Annotated in this window: 17 protein-coding genes and 1 pseudogene; 12 read left to right on the top strand and 6 right to left on the bottom strand. The window is 74.4% G+C overall.

Annotation, left to right across the window (positions count from 1 at the left end; translation table 11 throughout):
• Window positions 1-7 precede the first annotated feature (7 nt).
• Both ABEA77_RS19960 and ABEA77_RS19965 read right to left on the bottom strand, forming a co-directional pair.
• Entirely contained in the window at window positions 8-772 is a 765-nt protein-coding gene (locus ABEA77_RS19960) for an SDR family oxidoreductase (RefSeq protein WP_345649238.1), read from the bottom strand.
• Window positions 773-818: 46 nt separating this feature from the next.
• The gene (locus ABEA77_RS19965) at window positions 819-1,844 is read right to left on the bottom strand and encodes a DEDDh family exonuclease (protein WP_345649239.1); all 1,026 of its coding nucleotides are present in this window, start codon (window positions 1,842-1,844) and stop codon (window positions 819-821) included.
• 70 nt (window positions 1,845-1,914) lie between these two features.
• On the opposite strand from ABEA77_RS19965, the pseudogene ABEA77_RS19970 reads away from it, so the two are divergent.
• Together ABEA77_RS19970 and ABEA77_RS19975 are read left to right on the top strand one after the other, a co-directional pair.
• Window positions 1,915-2,726, top strand: a pseudogene (locus tag ABEA77_RS19970) (VIT1/CCC1 transporter family protein).
• A 228-nt stretch (window positions 2,727-2,954) separates the two neighbouring features.
• A complete protein-coding gene (locus ABEA77_RS19975; RefSeq protein ID WP_345649242.1) occupies window positions 2,955-4,004 on the top strand; it encodes a zinc-dependent alcohol dehydrogenase family protein in 1,050 nt (349 codons plus the stop codon).
• Window positions 4,005-4,069: 65 nt separating this feature from the next.
• On the opposite strand, the gene ABEA77_RS19980 is transcribed toward ABEA77_RS19975, so the two are convergent.
• Window positions 4,070-5,614, bottom strand: coding sequence for a S8 family peptidase (locus ABEA77_RS19980; RefSeq protein ID WP_345649245.1), 1,545 nt, complete (start codon window positions 5,612-5,614; stop codon window positions 4,070-4,072).
• A gap of 354 nt (window positions 5,615-5,968) precedes the next feature.
• Here ABEA77_RS19980 and moaA point away from each other — a divergent pair, with 354 nt between their 5' ends.
• A complete protein-coding gene (gene moaA / locus ABEA77_RS19985; RefSeq protein ID WP_345649248.1) occupies window positions 5,969-6,958 on the top strand; it encodes a GTP 3',8-cyclase MoaA in 990 nt (329 codons plus the stop codon).
• A gap of 206 nt (window positions 6,959-7,164) precedes the next feature.
• Here the strand turns inward: moaA and ABEA77_RS19990 are convergent, their stop codons facing one another.
• Window positions 7,165-7,383: a hypothetical protein gene (locus ABEA77_RS19990; RefSeq protein WP_345649251.1), complete on the bottom strand. Its 219-nt coding sequence runs from the start codon at window positions 7,381-7,383 to the stop codon at window positions 7,165-7,167.
• Between the two features lie 205 nt (window positions 7,384-7,588).
• Between ABEA77_RS19990 and ABEA77_RS19995 the strand changes: the two genes are divergently transcribed.
• The 8 genes from ABEA77_RS19995 to ABEA77_RS20030 are packed head-to-tail and all read left to right on the top strand — an operon-like array spanning window position 7,589 to window position 14,033.
• Complete coding sequence (locus tag ABEA77_RS19995) at window positions 7,589-8,338, top strand: GntR family transcriptional regulator (protein ID WP_345649254.1); 750 nt, start codon at window positions 7,589-7,591, stop codon at window positions 8,336-8,338.
• Entirely contained in the window at window positions 8,335-9,273 is a 939-nt protein-coding gene (locus ABEA77_RS20000) for a carbohydrate kinase family protein (protein ID WP_345649256.1), read from the top strand. Before ABEA77_RS19995 ends, ABEA77_RS20000 begins: the two co-directional genes overlap by 4 nt.
• Window positions 9,270-10,121: a BtpA/SgcQ family protein gene (locus ABEA77_RS20005; protein WP_345649258.1), complete on the top strand. Its 852-nt coding sequence runs from the start codon at window positions 9,270-9,272 to the stop codon at window positions 10,119-10,121. Before ABEA77_RS20000 ends, ABEA77_RS20005 begins: the two co-directional genes overlap by 4 nt.
• Complete coding sequence (locus tag ABEA77_RS20010; protein ID WP_345649260.1) at window positions 10,118-10,849, top strand: hypothetical protein; 732 nt, start codon at window positions 10,118-10,120, stop codon at window positions 10,847-10,849. The genes ABEA77_RS20005 and ABEA77_RS20010 overlap by 4 nt, the downstream gene beginning before the upstream one ends.
• Window positions 10,842-11,144 carry a hypothetical protein gene (locus ABEA77_RS20015; protein WP_345649262.1) on the top strand — a complete coding sequence of 101 codons (303 nt, stop codon included), beginning with the start codon at window positions 10,842-10,844 and terminating at the stop codon, window positions 11,142-11,144. Before ABEA77_RS20010 ends, ABEA77_RS20015 begins: the two co-directional genes overlap by 8 nt.
• The gene (locus ABEA77_RS20020) at window positions 11,141-11,908 is read left to right on the top strand and encodes an ATP-binding cassette domain-containing protein (RefSeq protein WP_345649264.1); all 768 of its coding nucleotides are present in this window, start codon (window positions 11,141-11,143) and stop codon (window positions 11,906-11,908) included. Before ABEA77_RS20015 ends, ABEA77_RS20020 begins: the two co-directional genes overlap by 4 nt.
• Window positions 11,905-13,038, top strand: a complete 1,134-nt coding sequence (locus tag ABEA77_RS20025) for an ABC transporter permease (RefSeq protein WP_345649267.1) — start codon at window positions 11,905-11,907, stop codon at window positions 13,036-13,038. Before ABEA77_RS20020 ends, ABEA77_RS20025 begins: the two co-directional genes overlap by 4 nt.
• On the top strand, window positions 13,035-14,033 hold the full coding sequence (locus tag ABEA77_RS20030) for an ABC transporter substrate-binding protein (protein WP_345649270.1): 999 nt from the start codon (window positions 13,035-13,037) through the stop codon (window positions 14,031-14,033). Before ABEA77_RS20025 ends, ABEA77_RS20030 begins: the two co-directional genes overlap by 4 nt.
• A gap of 236 nt (window positions 14,034-14,269) precedes the next feature.
• On the opposite strand, the gene ABEA77_RS20035 is transcribed toward ABEA77_RS20030, so the two are convergent.
• Window positions 14,270-14,650, bottom strand: a complete 381-nt coding sequence (locus tag ABEA77_RS20035; protein ID WP_345649273.1) for a DUF3099 domain-containing protein — start codon at window positions 14,648-14,650, stop codon at window positions 14,270-14,272.
• A 224-nt stretch (window positions 14,651-14,874) separates the two neighbouring features.
• Here ABEA77_RS20035 and ABEA77_RS20040 point away from each other — a divergent pair, with 224 nt between their 5' ends.
• The gene (locus ABEA77_RS20040) at window positions 14,875-15,153 is read left to right on the top strand and encodes a GlsB/YeaQ/YmgE family stress response membrane protein (RefSeq protein WP_345649276.1); all 279 of its coding nucleotides are present in this window, start codon (window positions 14,875-14,877) and stop codon (window positions 15,151-15,153) included.
• 53 nt (window positions 15,154-15,206) lie between these two features.
• Here the strand turns inward: ABEA77_RS20040 and tyrS are convergent, their stop codons facing one another.
• A complete protein-coding gene (tyrS, locus tag ABEA77_RS20045; protein ID WP_345649354.1) occupies window positions 15,207-16,472 on the bottom strand; it encodes a tyrosine--tRNA ligase in 1,266 nt (421 codons plus the stop codon).
• Window positions 16,473-16,596 lie beyond the last annotated feature (124 nt).

Genomic DNA, 16,596 nt, shown 5'->3' on the forward strand with positions numbered 1-16,596 from the left:
CGGCCCCTCAGAAGCCGTGCCGCGCGCCGCCGTCCACCGGGACCATCAGGCCCGTGAGGTAGGAGGCCGCGGGGGAGAGCAGGAACGCCGCGACCCTGCCGAACTCCTCGGGCGTGCCGTACCTGCGCAGCGGGGTGCGCGCCACCTGCGCGGCCCTGGCCGCCTCGGGGTCGCCGCCCAGCGCGTCCAGCTCGCGCACCCGGTCGGTGTCGATACGCGCGGGCAGCAGGCCCACCACGCGGATGCCGCGCGGACCCAGCTCGTCCGCGAGGGACTTGGCGAATCCGGCGAGCCCCGGCCTGAGCCCGTTGGAGAGAGTGAGGCCGGGGATCGGCTCGTACACGGAGCCGGAGAGCACGAACGCGATCACGCCGCCCTCGGCGAGCTCCTCGGCCGCGGTGCGCGCCATCCTGACCGCGCCGAGGAAGACCGACTCGAACCCGGCCTGCCACTGCTCGTCCGTGGTGTCGGCCGCCGAGCCGGGCGGCGGCCCGCCGACGCTGATCAGCATGCCGTCGAACCGGCCGAAGCGTTCCTTCGCGCCGTGCACCAGGCGCTGCGCGGCCGTCGGGTCCGCGTTGTCCGCGGCCACGCCGAGCACGGCCGCGCCGTCCGCGCCCAGGTCCGCGGCCGCCGCTGCGACCTGCTTGCCGTCGCGGCCCGACACCACGACCTTCGCGCCGTCCCCCGCGAGCGCCTGCGCCGCGGCCCGCCCGAGCCCTCGCGTGCCGCCGGTGACGACGTACACACGGTCCTTCAGTCCAAGATCCATGGGGACATCGTTACCACGCGGGCGACGCGGCCCGGCCGCCGGGCGCTCAGCCCTCCGCGTCCGGCGCGTGCGCCGGCGGCGGCACGGCCGCGCGCCCCGCAGGCGTCACGTCCCGCAGCAGGTGGCAGAAGGCCGCCTCGTCGAGCACCGGCGTGCCGAACGCGGTGGCCTTCACCACCTTCGAGGTCGTCGAGCCGGGGTCGTTGGTGACGAGGAGGCTCGTCAGCCGCGACACGCTCGTCGCCACATGGAGCCCCGCCTCCACGGCCCGGTCCTCCAGCAGGTCCCGGTCGACGGAGGTGTCGCCGGAGAACGCCACCCGCATGCCCTGCACCAGCGTCCCGCCCGGCTCGTAGCGCCCGGGGTTCGGGTACGGGCACGGCGGGCGCCTGCGCGAGGCCCGCCAACTGCGCGCGTACCCGTGCCCGTCCGACGGCTGGTAGCCCACGCGCGGCCGTGCGGGGCCTTCCGTCCACTCCGTCAGCGGGCGGCATTCGAGCAGCGGCAGCCGCACACCCCCGCGGGCCGCCGCCTGGAGGCTCGGGCGGAACGCCTCCGCCAGTACGCGCGCGTCGTCGAGCGCGTGGTGCGCGCGCTCCTGCACGACCCCGAAGTGCGCGGCGAGCGACTCCAGCTTGTGGTTGGGCAGCGGCAGCCCCAGCTCCTTGGAGAGCGCGATGGTGCACAGCCGCTGCCTGGTCGGCGCCGTCAGCCGCGCCCGCGCGTACTCGCGGGCGATCATCGACCAGTCGAAGACGGCGTTGTGCGCGACGAGCACCCGGCCGTCGAGCCGCGCCGCGAACTCCGCGGCGATGTCGGGGAAGAGGGGCGCCGCTTCGAGCACCTCGCTCGTGAGTCCGTGAATCCATACGGGCCCCGGATCGCGCTCCGGGTTGACGAGTGTGTACCAGTGGTCCTCCACCTCGCCGCGCGCGTCGAGCCGGTAGACGGCAGCAGAGATGATCCGGTCGTCGCGGGCGAGTCCGGTGGTCTCCACGTCGACGACCGCGTACCCCCGGGGATACGCGGCCGGCCATGGCGCTGCTGTCGTACGGTCGTCGAGCATGGTCACAGAGGATACGGGCCCGCACCGACAGCGCGACGCCCCGCCCGCACGCCGCCGCCACCAGGGGGCGGTCCGGATGAGACGCTCCCGCAGTGACGAACACCGATACGGGGCACGGCGGTTCACCGGACGATCCGCGCGAACCGGGCGAACCGCACCGCGGGCGCGCGCCGGGGGAGGCGGGGGAGCCCACGAGGAGCCGCACGGCGACGCGCTCGGCCCGCGCCTCAACTGGCTGCGCGCCGCGGTGCTCGGCGCCAACGGCGGCATCGTCTCCACAGCGGGCATCGTGGTCGGCGTCGCGGGCGCGACCCCGGCGCGCGGCGCGCTTCTGACGGCGGGGCTCGCGGGACTGCTCGCCGGATCGATGCCGATGGCCGCGGGGGAGTACGTGTCGGTCTCCACCCAGCGCGGCTCCGAGCGCGCCGCCCTCGCCACCGAGCGCCGCGGGCTGCGCGAGCAGCCGGAGGAGGAACTCGCCGAGCTGGCGGGCCTGCTGAGGGAGTGTGGGCTCTTGGACGAGGTCGCGGCCAGGGCGGCCCGCGAGCTCACCCGCCGCGAAGCGCTGCGCGCCCCCGCGAGCGAGGAGCCGGGCATCGGCCCGGACGCCCTCACCAACCCCTGGCACGCGGCGGGCGCGAGCTTCCTCTCCTTCACGGCGGGTGCGCTGCTGCCGCTCCTCCCGTTCGCGCTGCCGCCGCAGCCGTGGCGGCTCGCCGTGACCGTGCTCTCGGTGCTCGCCGCGCTGGCACTGACCGGCTGGGGCAGCGCGCGCCTCGGTGCCGCCCCGTCGGCAGGGCGCTGCTGCGCAACGTGGGCGGCGGCGCGGTCGCGATGGCCGTCACCTACGCCGCGGGCGCGCTGCTCGGCGCCGTGGGCGTCTGCTGAGGGGCCCCGCCGCCCTCGGCCGCCCGCCGCCGCGGGGTGGGGCGGGGCGGCGCGCCGGGCGCCGGGGACGCGCGTACCGTGAGGGATGTCCGCAGCGCGCCGGACACACGGCGCACGGACCGGCCACCGGCCGGCCGTCCGTCCCGCGGCCGTGCCGGCCGACCGGCCGGGCGGCGCCGCGGCCGCCCGGCACCGCGCCACGTCGCGACTGGAGCGAGGAACACCGTCATGCGTGCCACTGTCATCAACGCCCCGTACGACATCAAGGTCGAGGAGGTCCCCGACCCGGTCGTACGGAAGCCCACCGACGCGGTCGTGCGGGTGCTGCGCGCCTGTATCTGCGGCAGCGACCTGTGGCCGTACCGGGGCGAGGTGGCGCAGGGGCCCCGGCCCGGCCAGCGCATCGGGCACGAGTTCCTCGGCGTGGTGACCGAGGTCGGCTCCGAGGTCACCGGCCTTGCCCCGGGCGACCTGGCCGTCGCCCCGTTCATGTACTCCGACGGCGTCTGCGACTTCTGCCGTGAGGGAGTGCAGACGTCCTGCGTGCACGGCGGCGGCTGGGGCGGCTTCGACCACGACGGCGGGCAGGGCGAGGCCGTCCGCGTGCCGTACGCCGACGGCACCCTCGTCAAGCTGCCCGCGGAGGCCGCGTCCGACGACCGGATGCTCGCCTCCCTGCTCACCCTCTCCGACGTGATGGGCACAGGACACCACGCGTGCGTCGGCGCGGGCGTGCGCGCGGGCGGGACCGTCGCGGTCGTCGGCGACGGCGCGGTCGGCCTGTGCGCGGTGCTCGCCGCGAGGCGCCTCGGCGCCGAGCAGATCGTCATCCTGGGCCGGCACACCGTACGGACCGACATCGCCAGGTCGTTCGGCGCCACCCACGTCGTGGCGGAGCGCGGCGACGCGGCCGTGGAGGCAGTGCGCGAGCTGACGAAGGGCGAGGGTGCCCATTCCGTCGTCGAGGCCGTCGGCACCGAGCAGTCCATGACGACCGCCCTGCGGATCACCCGCCCCGGCGGCTCCGTCGGCTATGTCGGCGCGCCGCACGGCAGCGGCGACGGCGTCGACCTGCGCTACCTGTTCGACCACAACATCGGGCTGCGCGGCGGCCTCGCGCCGGTCCGCCAGTACCTGCCCGAGCTGCTCAAGGACGTCGTCAACGGCACGATCGACCCGTCGCCCGTCTTCGACCGCGCCATCGGGCTCGACCAGGTCGCGGAGGGCTATCGCGCGATGAACGACCGCGAGGCGCTGAAGGTCCTCATCGCGTTCTGAGCCGCCGCCCCGGGGCAGAGGAACGGGGCGCGGGGAGGCCTGCGCTCCAGCCCGCGCCCCCCTCCTCAGCGGCGTACGGCGTTCAGCGCGTCCGCGATGCCCGCGCCGTAGAAGCCGTTGTGCCGGGCCGAGCCCTCGCACACCGCGTCCGCGGTGCCGTCGCCGTCAGCGTCGGCGGCATACGGCTTCCCGCACGCTGTCGCGTCGGCCTCCCCGTACAGCAGCGCCTTGACCGCCGCGGGCGAGGCGTGCGGGTGCACCGACCTGATCAGCGCGGCGACGCCCACCACGTGCGGCGTCGCCATGGACGTGCCCGCCATGTAGCCCCAGCCGCCGCCCGGCAGGGTGCCGAGGATCAGGCCGCTCCTGGCCGGCGGCGCGGGCTTCTGGTACGTGTCCCCGCCCGGCGCGGCGATGTCGATGATCCCGTTCCCGTAGTTCGAGTACGACGACTTCAGGCCCTTGGCGCCGGTCGCGGAGACGGTGACGACGCCCGGCAGCTCGGTCGGGATGTCGTAGCACTTCGACGTGTCGACCTCCCGGGAGACGGGGGTGCTGTCGTTCGGGCTCGACGGGTCGGTGATGGTGGGCGCCGTCAGGTCGTAGCTCTCGTTGCCCGCCGCCGCGACGTTGACCGTGCCCCGGCTCTCGGCGTACCTGCTGGCCCGGGTGACCGCCTCGACCAGGGCCTTCTGGTCCGGGTCGTCGGTGCAGTCGAAGTACCAGGGGTCGGTGTAGTAGCTGTTGTTCGTCACGTCCACGCCGTGGTCGGCCGCCCACATGAAGCCGCAGACCACCGACTCCGTGTAGAAGAGGCCCGCGGGCGTCGCCACCTTGATGCCCGCCACCCGCACTCCGGGCGCGACGCCCGTCATGCCCACGCCGTTCTTCGCCGCCGCGATCTCGCCGGCCACGTGCGTGCCGTGCGGGCTGTCCTGCGCGGTCGGCCGCCACGCGCCCGGCGTGGTGTCCGGCTTCCCGCTCACGCAGTCGACCGAGGCCGCGCGGTCGAAGTTGGGCGCGATGTCCGGGTGGGTGTCGTCGACGCCCGTGTCGATCACCCCGACCGTGACGCCCCTGCTGCCCAGCGTCTTCTCGTGCGCCTTGTCCGCCCTGATGGCGGGCAGGTCCCACTGGAGCGGTTCGAGCGGGTCCTGGCCCGCCGCGCGCTCCCGCTCCGCCGCCGCGACCTGCGCGGCCGACAGCCTCTTCGGCGCGCCCTCGTCCGCCACCGACTCGGCGGGCAGCGGCGCGGTCCTGGTCGCGCCGGCCGACTGCACGCCCCACACCTTCCGCATCGCGGCGGCGAAGCCGGGGTCGCGCGAGGTGGCGACGAGCACGCCGATCCTGTCGTACGAGGCGACGAGGGTGCCGCCCGCGCGGGTCAGGGCGTGCCGCACCAGCGTGTCGGCGACGAGCCCGCCGCGCGTGTTGACCACGTACGTCAGCTGCGGCCCCGAGGCCGGCCCCGCGGCGGGGGCAGCGGGTACCGCCGCGGCGGTGGCGGGCAGGAGGCCGATCGAGGCGGCGAGCACGGCCGCCGCACAGACGGCGGCGGGCCGCCGTCTGTGCGGGCGGCGGGAACGGGCGTCGTGTTCCTTGCGGGCCATGGAGTCTCCACTTCCGTGCGGTCCGGCGGTCTCGTCCGTGCGGCGCGGCGGCGGGCCGTAACCCGCTGCCGTTGTGTTCATGACATGGCGTGCATGACGAAGGAACGTATCCCGCCCGCCGGGCCCCATCAATCGCCGCGGCCGAAAAGACACCGGCCCGGCCCCGCACTCGGCCCGGCCCCCGCCCCGCACCCGGCCCGGCCCCCCGTCCGCCGGATACGCGGGCCCGCGGGAGCGCGCCGTGGGACCGTACGCCCCGGGACTGTCGGGACCATGGCAAACGGGGTACTCCCCGCGCGCCGGGGCTGACGTACCCTCGGAGGCATCGGATCAGTGATACCGGGAGGCCGCACAGTGCTCATTGACACGTATGGCCGGGTCGCCACCGATCTGCGGGTGTCGCTCACGGACCGGTGCAATCTGCGCTGCTCCTACTGCATGCCGGAAGAGGGCCTCCAGTGGCTCGGCAAGTCCGAGCTGCTCACCGACGACGAGATCGTCCGCCTCATCCGGGTCGCCGTGACCTCGCTCGGCATCACCGAGGTCCGCTTCACCGGCGGGGAGCCGCTGCTGCGTCCTGGGCTCGTCGGGATCGTGGAGCGGGTCGCCGCCCTCGGACCCAGGCCCCGCATGTCGCTGACGACCAACGGCATCGGGCTCAAGCGCACGGCTGAGGCGCTGAAGTCGGCCGGACTCGACCGGGTCAACGTCTCCCTCGACACCCTGCGCCCCGAGGTCTTCAAGACCCTCACCCGCCGCAACCGGCACACGGACGTGCTCGCCGGCCTGGAGGCCGCGCGCGCCGCCGGGCTCACCCCGGTCAAGGTCAACACCGTCCTGATGCCGGGACTCAACGACGACGAGGCCCCCGACCTGCTCGCCTGGGCCGTCGAGAACGACTACGAACTCCGCTTCATCGAGCAGATGCCGCTCGACGCGCAGCACGGCTGGAAGCGCGAGGGCATGATCACCGCGGGTGACATTTTGGAGTCGCTCGCCACCCGCTTCCGGCTGGAGCCCGAGGGCGAGCAGACGCGCGGCGCCGCGCCCGCCGAGCGGTGGATCGTGGACGGCGGTCCGCACCGCGTCGGGGTGATCGGCTCCGTCACCCGGCCGTTCTGCGCGGCCTGCGACCGCACCCGCCTCACCGCAGACGGCCAGGTGCGCACCTGCCTCTTCGCGACCGAGGAGACCGACCTGCGCGGTGCCCTGCGCGCCGGTGCCGAGGACGAGGAGCTGGCGCGGATCTGGCGGCTCGCGATGTGGGGCAAGAAGGCGGGATCCGGCCTCGACGACCCCTCGTTCCTCCAGCCCTCCCGCCCGATGTCGGCCATCGGCGGCTGAGCCGGGCCCGCGGCTGAGGGGGAAGCCGCCCAGGGAGTGTCTGACACAGATTGTCGGCCGCCCGAAGGGCGGGGCTGACGACGTCCGGCGCGTGCTGCCGCACGGCGGAGGACCGGCCGTCCGGCGGACGTACCAGGCCGACTGCGACAACGCGGCGAGAGTGCGTGCCAGGCGCCGTCAGCCAGGCGGCAGGTGGCAGACACGGCCTAGCGGGACTCCCACTCGGCCAGCGCCACCACGTCCTTGAGGAAGCCGCGCGCGCCGAGGAACGCCGACAGGTGTTCGCGGTGCTCCTCGCAGGCGAGCCACGTCTTGCGGCGCTCCGGGGTGTGCAGCGAGGGGTTGTTCCAGGCGAGCACCCACACGGCGGGCGCCTTGCACGCCTTCGCCGAGCAGATCGGTGCGGGGAGTTCTGCTGAGGTCACCCCGCCAGCCTAGGCGAGCCCCCGGGTGGCGTGTCCCGGGTGGCGGGGGCCCGCGCCGACCGCGCCCCGCCTCCGGTCCGCGCCGACCGCGCCCCGGTCCCTTCCCGCTCCCGCCCCGCCCCGGTCGGCGGGCAATGTGGCCGAAACAGACTGCTTACGCAGCGGGTCTTGTCGCAAACGTCATGACGTTGTGACGATGTGCCGCATGCCGTGGGATGACGAGGACCTGGAGACGGGCCCGCTGCCGAAGTGGTTCCAGATAGCCGACCGGCTGCGCCGGGCCATCGAGAAGGGCGAGTTCACCGAGGGTGACGCGCTGCCCTCCGAGGCCGTGCTCGGCCGCCGGTTCGGGGTGAGCAGGACGACTGCGCGGTCCGCGCTCGACGACCTGGAGAACGCGCGACTCGTCGCACGGGCCTCGGGGCGCGGCTCGATCGTGCTGGCCCCGCAGGTCGACCAGCCGCTCAACCTGCTCTCAGGGTTCGGCGACGACATGCGCTCGCGCGGCCTGCGGCCCGGCGCCCGCACGCTCTTTGTCCGCGCCGCCCGGGTCACCTCGGAGGCTGCCGCCGGGCTCGGCGTCGACCCGGCCACCCACACCACCTGCGTACAGCGCCTCCTGCTCGCCGACGGCACCGCCATCGCCCACAGCGTGGTGTGGCTCCACCCGGCGACCCTCACCGCGGGCCAGCCCACGCCGGGCGACCTCGACGACGGCTCGCTCTACGCCTGGATCGAGCGGGCCTCGGGCCTGCGGATCGCCTCCGGCAGCCAGTTCATCGAGGCCGAGGCGGCCGGCGAGGAACTCGCCCGGCACCTCGGGCTCTCCCCGGGTGACCCGGTGATCACCGCACGCCGCACCTCCCGCGCCGAGGGCGGCCAGGTCCTCGAATACGTCGCCACCCGCTACCGCGCCGACCGCTACCGCTTCCGGGTGGAGCTGGTCAGACCATGAGCGTGCTGTTCGCGGGGGACATCGGGATGGACACCACCCTGTCCGTCAGCCATGTGCCGGGCGCCGACGAGAAGATCGTCGCCGACGCCGCGGCCGACCACGCGGGCGGTGTGGTGGCCAACGCCGCGTACGCCGCCCTGCTCGCCGGGGCACGCTCCCGCCTGGTCTGCGCGGTCGGCGAGGACGCCGCGGGGCGCGACGCCGTCGCCCAACTGCGGGCCACGGGCGTCGAGGTCACGGCCGAACCCGTCGCGGGGCCGACCTGCCGCGCGCTGATCCTGGTGGACACGGCGGGGGAGAAGCGCCTGGTCCTGGTGCCCGGCGCGACCATGTACCCGCCGGCGCGCGCCGTGCGCTCCGCGAACCCCGCCGCCGCGTCCTGGGTGCACACCGCCGCCTACGACCTGCCGGGGGCCGCCGCACTCGCCGCCGCCTGCCGCGCGGCGCCCGTGCCCTGGTCGGTGGACCTGGAACCCGCCACCCTCCCCGCCGACCGGGCCGCCCTCGCGCCCGTGCTCGCGGGCGCCGCCGCCGTCTTCTGCAACCGCCGCGCCGCCGAGGCACTCGGCGCCGACGCCGTCGACTGGCTCCTCGCGCTCGGTGTCCGCACCGTCCTGCTGACCCGGGGCGCGGACGGCGTACGAGCCGTGGGCCCGTCCTCGATCCTCGACGTCCGGCCGCCCGGCGGGGCCCCCGCCGCCGTCGACACCACCGGCGCCGGCGACTGCCTCGCCGGGTGGTTCGCCGCACGGACCGACGCGGGCGACGGCCCCGCGCAGGCCCTCGCGGAGGCGGTCACCGCCGCCACCCTCAGCTGCGCGCGCCCCGGCGCCCAGGCCTCCTACCCCTCCCGCGCCGAGGTCCTCGCCTCCGGCCTCGTACCCCCGTGCGCCACAGGCGCCACACCGCCCCCGACCCGACGAGGTACCCCGTGACCGCACCCCAAGTCCTGCCCCCGAAGCCCGACGCGCTCGGCGAACTCTTCCCGGTGAGCAAACCGGTCATCGGCGTCATCCACCTCGCGCCCCTGCCGGGGGCGCCCCGCTACGCCGGGGCCCCGGTCGCCGAGATCTACGCCGCCGCCGTGCGGGACGCCCGTACGCTCGCCGCGGGCGGGATCGACGGGATCATGGTGGAGAACGCCTCCGACATGCCCTTCGCCCGGCCCGAGGACATCGGGCCCGAGACGGTCGCGGCCCTGACCGCCGCCTGCGTCGAGGTACGCGCCGCCGTCGACACGCCCCTCGGCATCACCTGCGTCGCCAACGGCGTCATACCCGGCCTCGCCGTCGCCAAGGCGGCGGGCGCCCGCTGGGTCCGCGCCAACCAGTGGGTCAACGCCTACGTCGCCAACGAGGGCTTCCTCAACGGCCCCGCCCCCGCCGCCGCCCGCTACCGCGCCGCGATCGGCGCGAAGGACGTCAGGATCCTCGCCGACGTCCATGTGAAGTTCGGCGCCCACGCCGTCACCGCCGACCGGGACATCAGCGAACAGGCCACCGACGCCGAGTGGTTCGACGCGGACGTGCTCATCGCCACCGGCACCCGCACCGGCTCGCCCACCCGCCCGGAGGAGGTCGAGGAGGTGCGCGCGGGCACCAGCCTGCCCGTCGTCGTCGGCTCCGGACTCGGCCCCGACCAGGTCGACTCGCTCCTGCGGGCCGCCGACGGCGCGATCGTCGGCCAGTGGCTCAAGGCGGACGGCCTGTGGTGGAACCCCGTGGACCCGCGGCGCGTGGAGCGCCTGATGACCGCGGTCCGCGCGGTGCGGGAGGCGCGATGAGCGGCACCAGCGCGCTCAGCGGCGCCACCGACGTCTTCGCGCTCAGCGGCAGCGGCCGGTGCGTGGCCTTCTTCACCGCGCGCCGCCGCGCCGCGCTGCCGAAGGACCGGGCCAGGCGGGCCGCCGCGGGCGTCGCCGCCGAACTGGAGCGGCTGGCGGACGACGGATGGATCCTCTCCGTCGGCGGCATGTTCGGCCGCAGCGAACCGCCCACCGCCTTCGCCACCGGCTTCGCCCAGGACGCCGACATCGTCGGCGCCTTCGAGGCACCCGACCGCGCCGCCGCCCTCGCGGGCACCGCCCGCCTCGGCGCGGCCGGCTGGGACGAACTGCTCCGTACCGCGTGGCTGCTCGGGCCGCGCGAGTTCGCCCCCGTGCCCCGGCCCGAGGACGGCTCAGACCCGCCGGCCTGGGGCTTCTTCGCCCTGTGGCAGTGGAACGCCGCATGGCAGGCCGCCACCCCGCAGGAGCGCGCGGAGTACGACGCGGAGTGCGACGTGGCCTTCGCCTCCGACGTCGCCTCCGGCATCGGCATCGCGGGCCGTCACCGCCTCGACGCCGCGGGGCGCTGGCACCACCTGGGGATCTGGGAGTGCCCCGGCTTCCCCGTCATCGACGCGGCGATGCGCGAGCACGAGCGCGTCGCCGACTTCAAGTTCACCACCTCCCGGCACTACGCCGGCCGGCGCACACCGCTTCTCGACCTCCTGGAGCCCGCCGATGGCTGACACGCTGTGGATCCACTACGCACTGCCCCGTACGGCCTGGTACACCCTCGACGAGGCGGAGCAGCGCGCCGCACGGGAGCGCTGGGCCGCCGTCCGCGAGGCCTCGCTCGCCGCCGGGGCCACCACCACCGGCCCGTACACGGTGCGCGGCCAGAGCGACTACTCGACGGCCGAGGTCTGGACGTTCGCCGACGCCGACGCCGCCTGGGACCACTGGGAGCGGCTGACCGCCGCCGGCTACGCCCGCTGGTTCGAGACCGCCAACAACCTGGGCACCCGGGCCGGTGCGTCATGACCGCGCCGCTGCTCGAAGCGCGCGGCCTGGTCCGCCGCTTCGGCCACGTCCAGGCGCTCGACGGCGCCGACCTGACCGTGTACCCGGGCGAGATCTGCGCGCTGATCGGCGACAACGGCGCGGGCAAGTCCACACTCGTCAAGATCCTCTCGGGCGCCGAGCGCCCCGACGAGGGCACGATCCACCTGAACGGCGAGGAGGTCGCGTTCTCCTCGCCCGCCGACGCCCAGCGCGCCGGCATCGCCACCGTCTACCAGGACCTGGCACTCGCACCCGAACTCGCCGCGGCCGACAACCTGTTCCTCGGCCGCGAGCTCACCGTGCCGGGACCGCTCGGCCGCCTCGGCGTCCTCGACCGCAGGCGGATGCGGCGGGAGAGCGCCGCCCTCTTCCAGTCCCTCGGCGTCTACCTCAAGTCCCCCGACGTGCCCATCGCCTCGCTCTCCGGCGGCCAGCGCCAGTCCGTCGCCATCGCACGCGCGGCGCTCTGGTCCGACAAAGTGATCTTCATGGACGAGCCCACCGCCGCCCTCGGCGTCGTCCAGACCGGCCGCGTCCTCGACCTCGTCAGGTCCGTGCGGGACCGCGGCATCGCCGTCGTACTGATCAGCCACAACATGACCCAGGTCCTGGAGGTCGCCGACCGCGTGGAGGTCCTGCGGCTCGGCCGCCGCGTCGCCCGCTTCGCCCGCGGCGAGGCGAGCGTCGACCGGCTGGTCACGGCCATGACGTCCGCGCCGAGCACCGAGGAGAACGCACCGTGACCACGTTCACCAAGACCGACGCCGTCCAGGTCGAAGCGGCCGCGGAGCCGCTGGCCGCCCGCTGGAACAGGCGGCTCGGCGGCGGCTGGATCTTCCCCCTGATGATCCTGCTGTTCGCCCTCTTCACCGCCTTGCGCCCCGGCCAGTTCGCCACCCCCTTCAACCTCTCCACCCTCGCCGTCGACGCCTCCATCCTGCTGGTCCTGTCCATCGGACAGACCTACGTCATCGCCACCGCGGGCATCGACCTGTCCGTCGGCACCGTCCTGGTGCTCTCCTCCGTCGTCGGCGCCAAGGTGATGCTCGCCCTGTCCGGCACCTCGGGCGCGACCTACGGCACCACCGCCGCGGGCTGGGGCGTCATCGCCCTCGGCACCCTGGCGGCCGTCGCCGCGGGCTCCGTCTTCGGCGCGCTCAACGGCGTGCTCGTCGCCTGCGCCAGGATCCCCGCGCTCATCGTCACCCTCGGCACCTTCGGCATGGCCCTGGGCTTCGCCCAACTGCTCAGCGACGGGCAGGACGTGCGCGCCGTGCCGCAGAAGCTCGTCGCCGCCATCGGCTCGGGCAGGCTCCTCGGCATCCCCAGCCTGGTGTGGGTCGCCCTCGCCGTCACCGTCGTCGGCGGACTCGTCCTGCACACGACCCGCTTCGGCAGCCGCACCTTCGCGGTCGGCTCCAACGCCGAGGCGGCCCGCCGCGCGGGCATCCCCAACCGCTCCCACCTCGTCAAGGTCTACCTGCTCTCCGGGGCCCTCGCGGGACTCGCGGGCACCATGTCCGTCGCACGCTTCGCCACCACCACCATCAACGGCCACACGACCGACAACCTCTCGTCGATCTCCGCGGTCGTCCTCGGCGGCACCAGCCTGTTCGGCGGCATCGGCAGCATCTTCGGCACCGTCATCGGGGTCTTCATCCCGATCATCCTGCTCAACGGTTTCGTCATCCTCGGCATCCAGCCGTTCTGGCAGACCGTCGCCATGGGCGCAGTCCTCATCGTCGCGGTCTACGCCGACCAGCTCAAACGACACGCGGCCCAGCGCGGCGAGCGGCACCGCCTGCGCTCCCGCCTCACGCGCCGCCCCCCGAGCCCCGCGTCCCCTTCGCACCACGGTGAGGAAACGCCATGAACAAGCCGCCCGTCGTCATCTCCGCGCTCGTGTGCTGCCTGGCGCTCGGCGCCACGGCCACCGCCTGCTCCACCGGCTCCACCACGGCCGCCGCGGGCGGCGCCTCCGCCGCGCCCTCCGGCGGCTCCAAGAAGGTCGCGCTGGTACTCGGCGTCAAGGGCAGCCCGTTCTACAGCGCCATGGCCTGCGGCGCCGAGGCCAAGGCCAAGCAGCTCGGCCTCGACCTCACCGTCTCCGCGGGGGACGCGTTCTCCGCCGACGCGCAGCTCCCCGTCGTCAACGCCGTCACCGCCGCCAAGCCCGCCGTCGCCGCCGTCGTCCCCACCGACGCCACGGCCCTCGTCCAGCCGCTCACCGCCCTGACGGCAGCGGGCACCAAGCTGGTGACCGTCGACCAGGTGCTCGCCGACCCCAAGCCCGTACGCAGCCGGATCGTCACCGACAACGAGAAGGGCGGCCGCCTCGCCGCCGACGAGATGAACAAGCTCACCGGCGGCAAGGGCAAGGTCCTCGTCATCACCCAGCCCCCGGGATCCAGCGCCCAGGACGCCCGTACCGCGGGCTTCGCCGCCGGGATCAAGAAGTACCCCGGCATCACCTACCTCGGCGCCCAGTACCAGTCCGACGACCCGCAGAAGGCGGCCCAGATCATCACCTCCACCCTCGCCGCCCACCCCGACCTCACCGGTGTCTTCTCCACCAACGACCAGGGCGCCGTCGGCGCGCTGACCGGCCTCAAGCAGGCGGGCGCCACGAAGAAGGTCAAGCTCGTCGCCTACGACGCGGCCTCCGCCGAGGTCGCCGCCCTCAAGAACGGCACCCTCTCCGCCCTCATCGCCCAGAACCCCGTCCAGGAGGGCGAGGCCGCCATGGAGACCGCGCAGAAGCTCATCGCCGGCACGCCCGTCCCCGCCACCCAGCTCTCTGAACTCGTCGTCATCGGCCCGGGCGAGAAGGCCAAGGCCGACCGGTACGCGTACAAGTCCACCTGCTGACCCGCCCGAGAGGTCCTGCGCAGCGGGCACGGCAAGGCCCGGGACGACTGGTCTGGACCTGTGAAAGACAAACGACGCCGGGCAGCCACGGGGGGAGCTGCCCGGCGTCGGTCCGTCGCTCCGACGGGGGATGCGGAGCGCCTAAGAAGTATGTCACGCGGCCCGCTTCGCCCGGAGGCGAACCGCATGATTGATCTGAGCTTTTCCTGAGCTTGGCGAAGCCCTTGAGCGGCGCGTCAGCCCCGGCCGTCCCGCGGCCGTACGCGCTCATCACCGGCCCCCCGGCCACCCGGCGCCGGGTCGGGCGCCGCCGCCGATCCCGCGGTCAGCGTCGGCCGCGCGGGCGTCGGCACGAAGGCCGAGGGGAGCGCCGTCGCGTTCTCCCGGCCGCCGTTCGCGATCACCACCGCCACGTACGGCAGCAGCAGCCCCACCAGGAGGGCGGCCACCGCCACCTCCCGCTGCACGTCCCAGAGCACCACCGTGAGGATCACCGCGACCGTGCGGATGCCCATGGAGATCACATAGCGCCGCTGCCTGCCCCTGACGTCCTCCTGGAGGCCCGCACGGGCCCCGGTGATCCGGAAGACCCCGCCCTCGTTGTGCTTCCGCAGCACAGTCCATCACCCGCTTCTCCGTCGGACCCGCCCCGGCCCTGGCCGTCCTCACGGTACGCCGAGCGGGCCCGCCCATCGAGAGCGGGGCGGCACGCGCCGCCGCGGGAAGGCAGGACCGGGGCCGCCCCGCGGCACCCCCGGACGGGCTCCTTCCGCGTGCACGGGCCGCGTCGGGGCAGCAGACTGGGCCTGCGCCGCGCACCGCGCCGTATGAGGAGGCCGCCATGCACTGGTTGTGGGTCATCGTCGTAGGTCTGATCCTCGGTCTGATCGCCAAGGCGATCATCCCGGGCAAGCAGCGCATCCCGATCTGGCTGACGATCATCTTCGGCATCCTGGGCAGCATCCTCGGCAACGCCGCCGCGGGCTGGCTGGGCGTCGCCGACACCAACGGCGTCGACTGGACGCGCCACCTGCTGCAACTCGCCGGAGCCGTGCTCATCGTGTTCGTCGGCGACATGCTCTGGGCGTCCCTGCGCGGCAACCGCCGCGAACGCGTCTGACCGGACGGCCGCGCCACACGGCGGGGGCGGCACGGGCCGCCCCCGCCGCCCCGTCAGGCCCCGGTGACCTCGACCGCCGCCAGGTTCCGCTTGCCGCGGCGCAGCACCAGCCACCGCCCGTGCAGCAGCGCCTCAGGGCCCGGTACGGCCTCGGCGTCCGCGACCTTCTCGTTGTTCACGTACGCGCCGCCCTCCTTGACGGTGCGGCGCGCGGCCGACTTGCTCGGCGCGAGCCCCGTCTCGGCGAGCAGGTCCGCCACGGAGAGCGGCGCGGCGACCTTCGCGGACGGCAGCTCCGCAAGCGCGGCGCGCAGCGTCGCCTCGTCGAGCCCGGCCAGGTCGCCCTGGCCGAACAGCGCCTTCGACGCGGCGACGGCCGCTGCGCACTGCCCCGCGCCGTGCACCAGTGTCGTCAGCTCCTCGGCGAGCGCCCGCTGCGCGGCCCGCGCCTGTGGCCGCTCCTCGGTCTGCCGCTCCAGCTCCTCCAGCTCCTCGCGTGACCTGAAGCTGAAGATCCGGGCGAACCTGGAGATGTCCCGGTCGTCCGTGTTCAGCCAGAACTGGTAGAAGGCGTACGGCGAGTACATCTCCGGGTCGAGCCAGATGGCGCCGCCCTCGGTCTTGCCGAACTTGGTGCCGTCCGCCTTCGTCAGCAGCGGTGTGGCGAGCGCGTGCGCGGACGCGCCCTCGACCCGGTGGATCAGGTCGATGCCCGCCGTGAGGTTGCCCCACTGGTCGCTGCCGCCGGTCTGCATCGTGCAGCCGTACTGCTGGTACAGCTTCAGGAAGTCCATCCCCTGGAGGATCTGGTAGCTGAACTCCGTGTAGCTGATGCCCTGGTCGGAGTTGAGACGGCGCGACACCGCCTCCTTCGCGATCATCTTGTTGACGCGGAAGTGCTTGCCGACGTCCCGCAGGAACTCGATCGCGGAAAGCCCCGCCGTCCAGTCCAGGTTGTTGACCACGATCGCCGCGTTCGGCCCCTCGAAGGAGAAGAACGGCTCCAGCTGCCGCTGGAAGCGCCCCACCCACTCCGCGACGACCTCGGGCGCGTTCAGCGTGCGCTCCGCGGTCGGCTTCGGGTCCCCGATCAGCCCCGTGGCCCCGCCGACCAGTGCCAGCGGGCGGTGCCCCGCCTGCTGCAGCCTGCGCACCGTGAGGATCTGCACCAGGTTGCCCAGGTGCATGCTGGGCGCGGTCGGGTCGAAGCCGCAATAGACCGTGACGGGACCGTCCGCGAACGCCTTGCGCAGTGCGTCCTCGTCCGTGGACACGGCGATCAGGCCGCGCCACTGGAGATCGTCGACGATGTCCGTCACGGTGCTCATGTCTCCTCGTGGAAGGGGGCCCGCACGCGCCGCGGGCGGCACGGGACGGGCGGAAGGTCTCGCCAGCAGTCTAGAGGGGCCGCGCGCCCGCCCCGCCGCCCCCGGAGCCCCGGGG

It is taken from the genome of Streptomyces tremellae (genome assembly GCF_039540215.1).
Lineage (GTDB): Bacteria > Actinomycetota > Actinomycetes > Streptomycetales > Streptomycetaceae > Streptomyces > Streptomyces tremellae.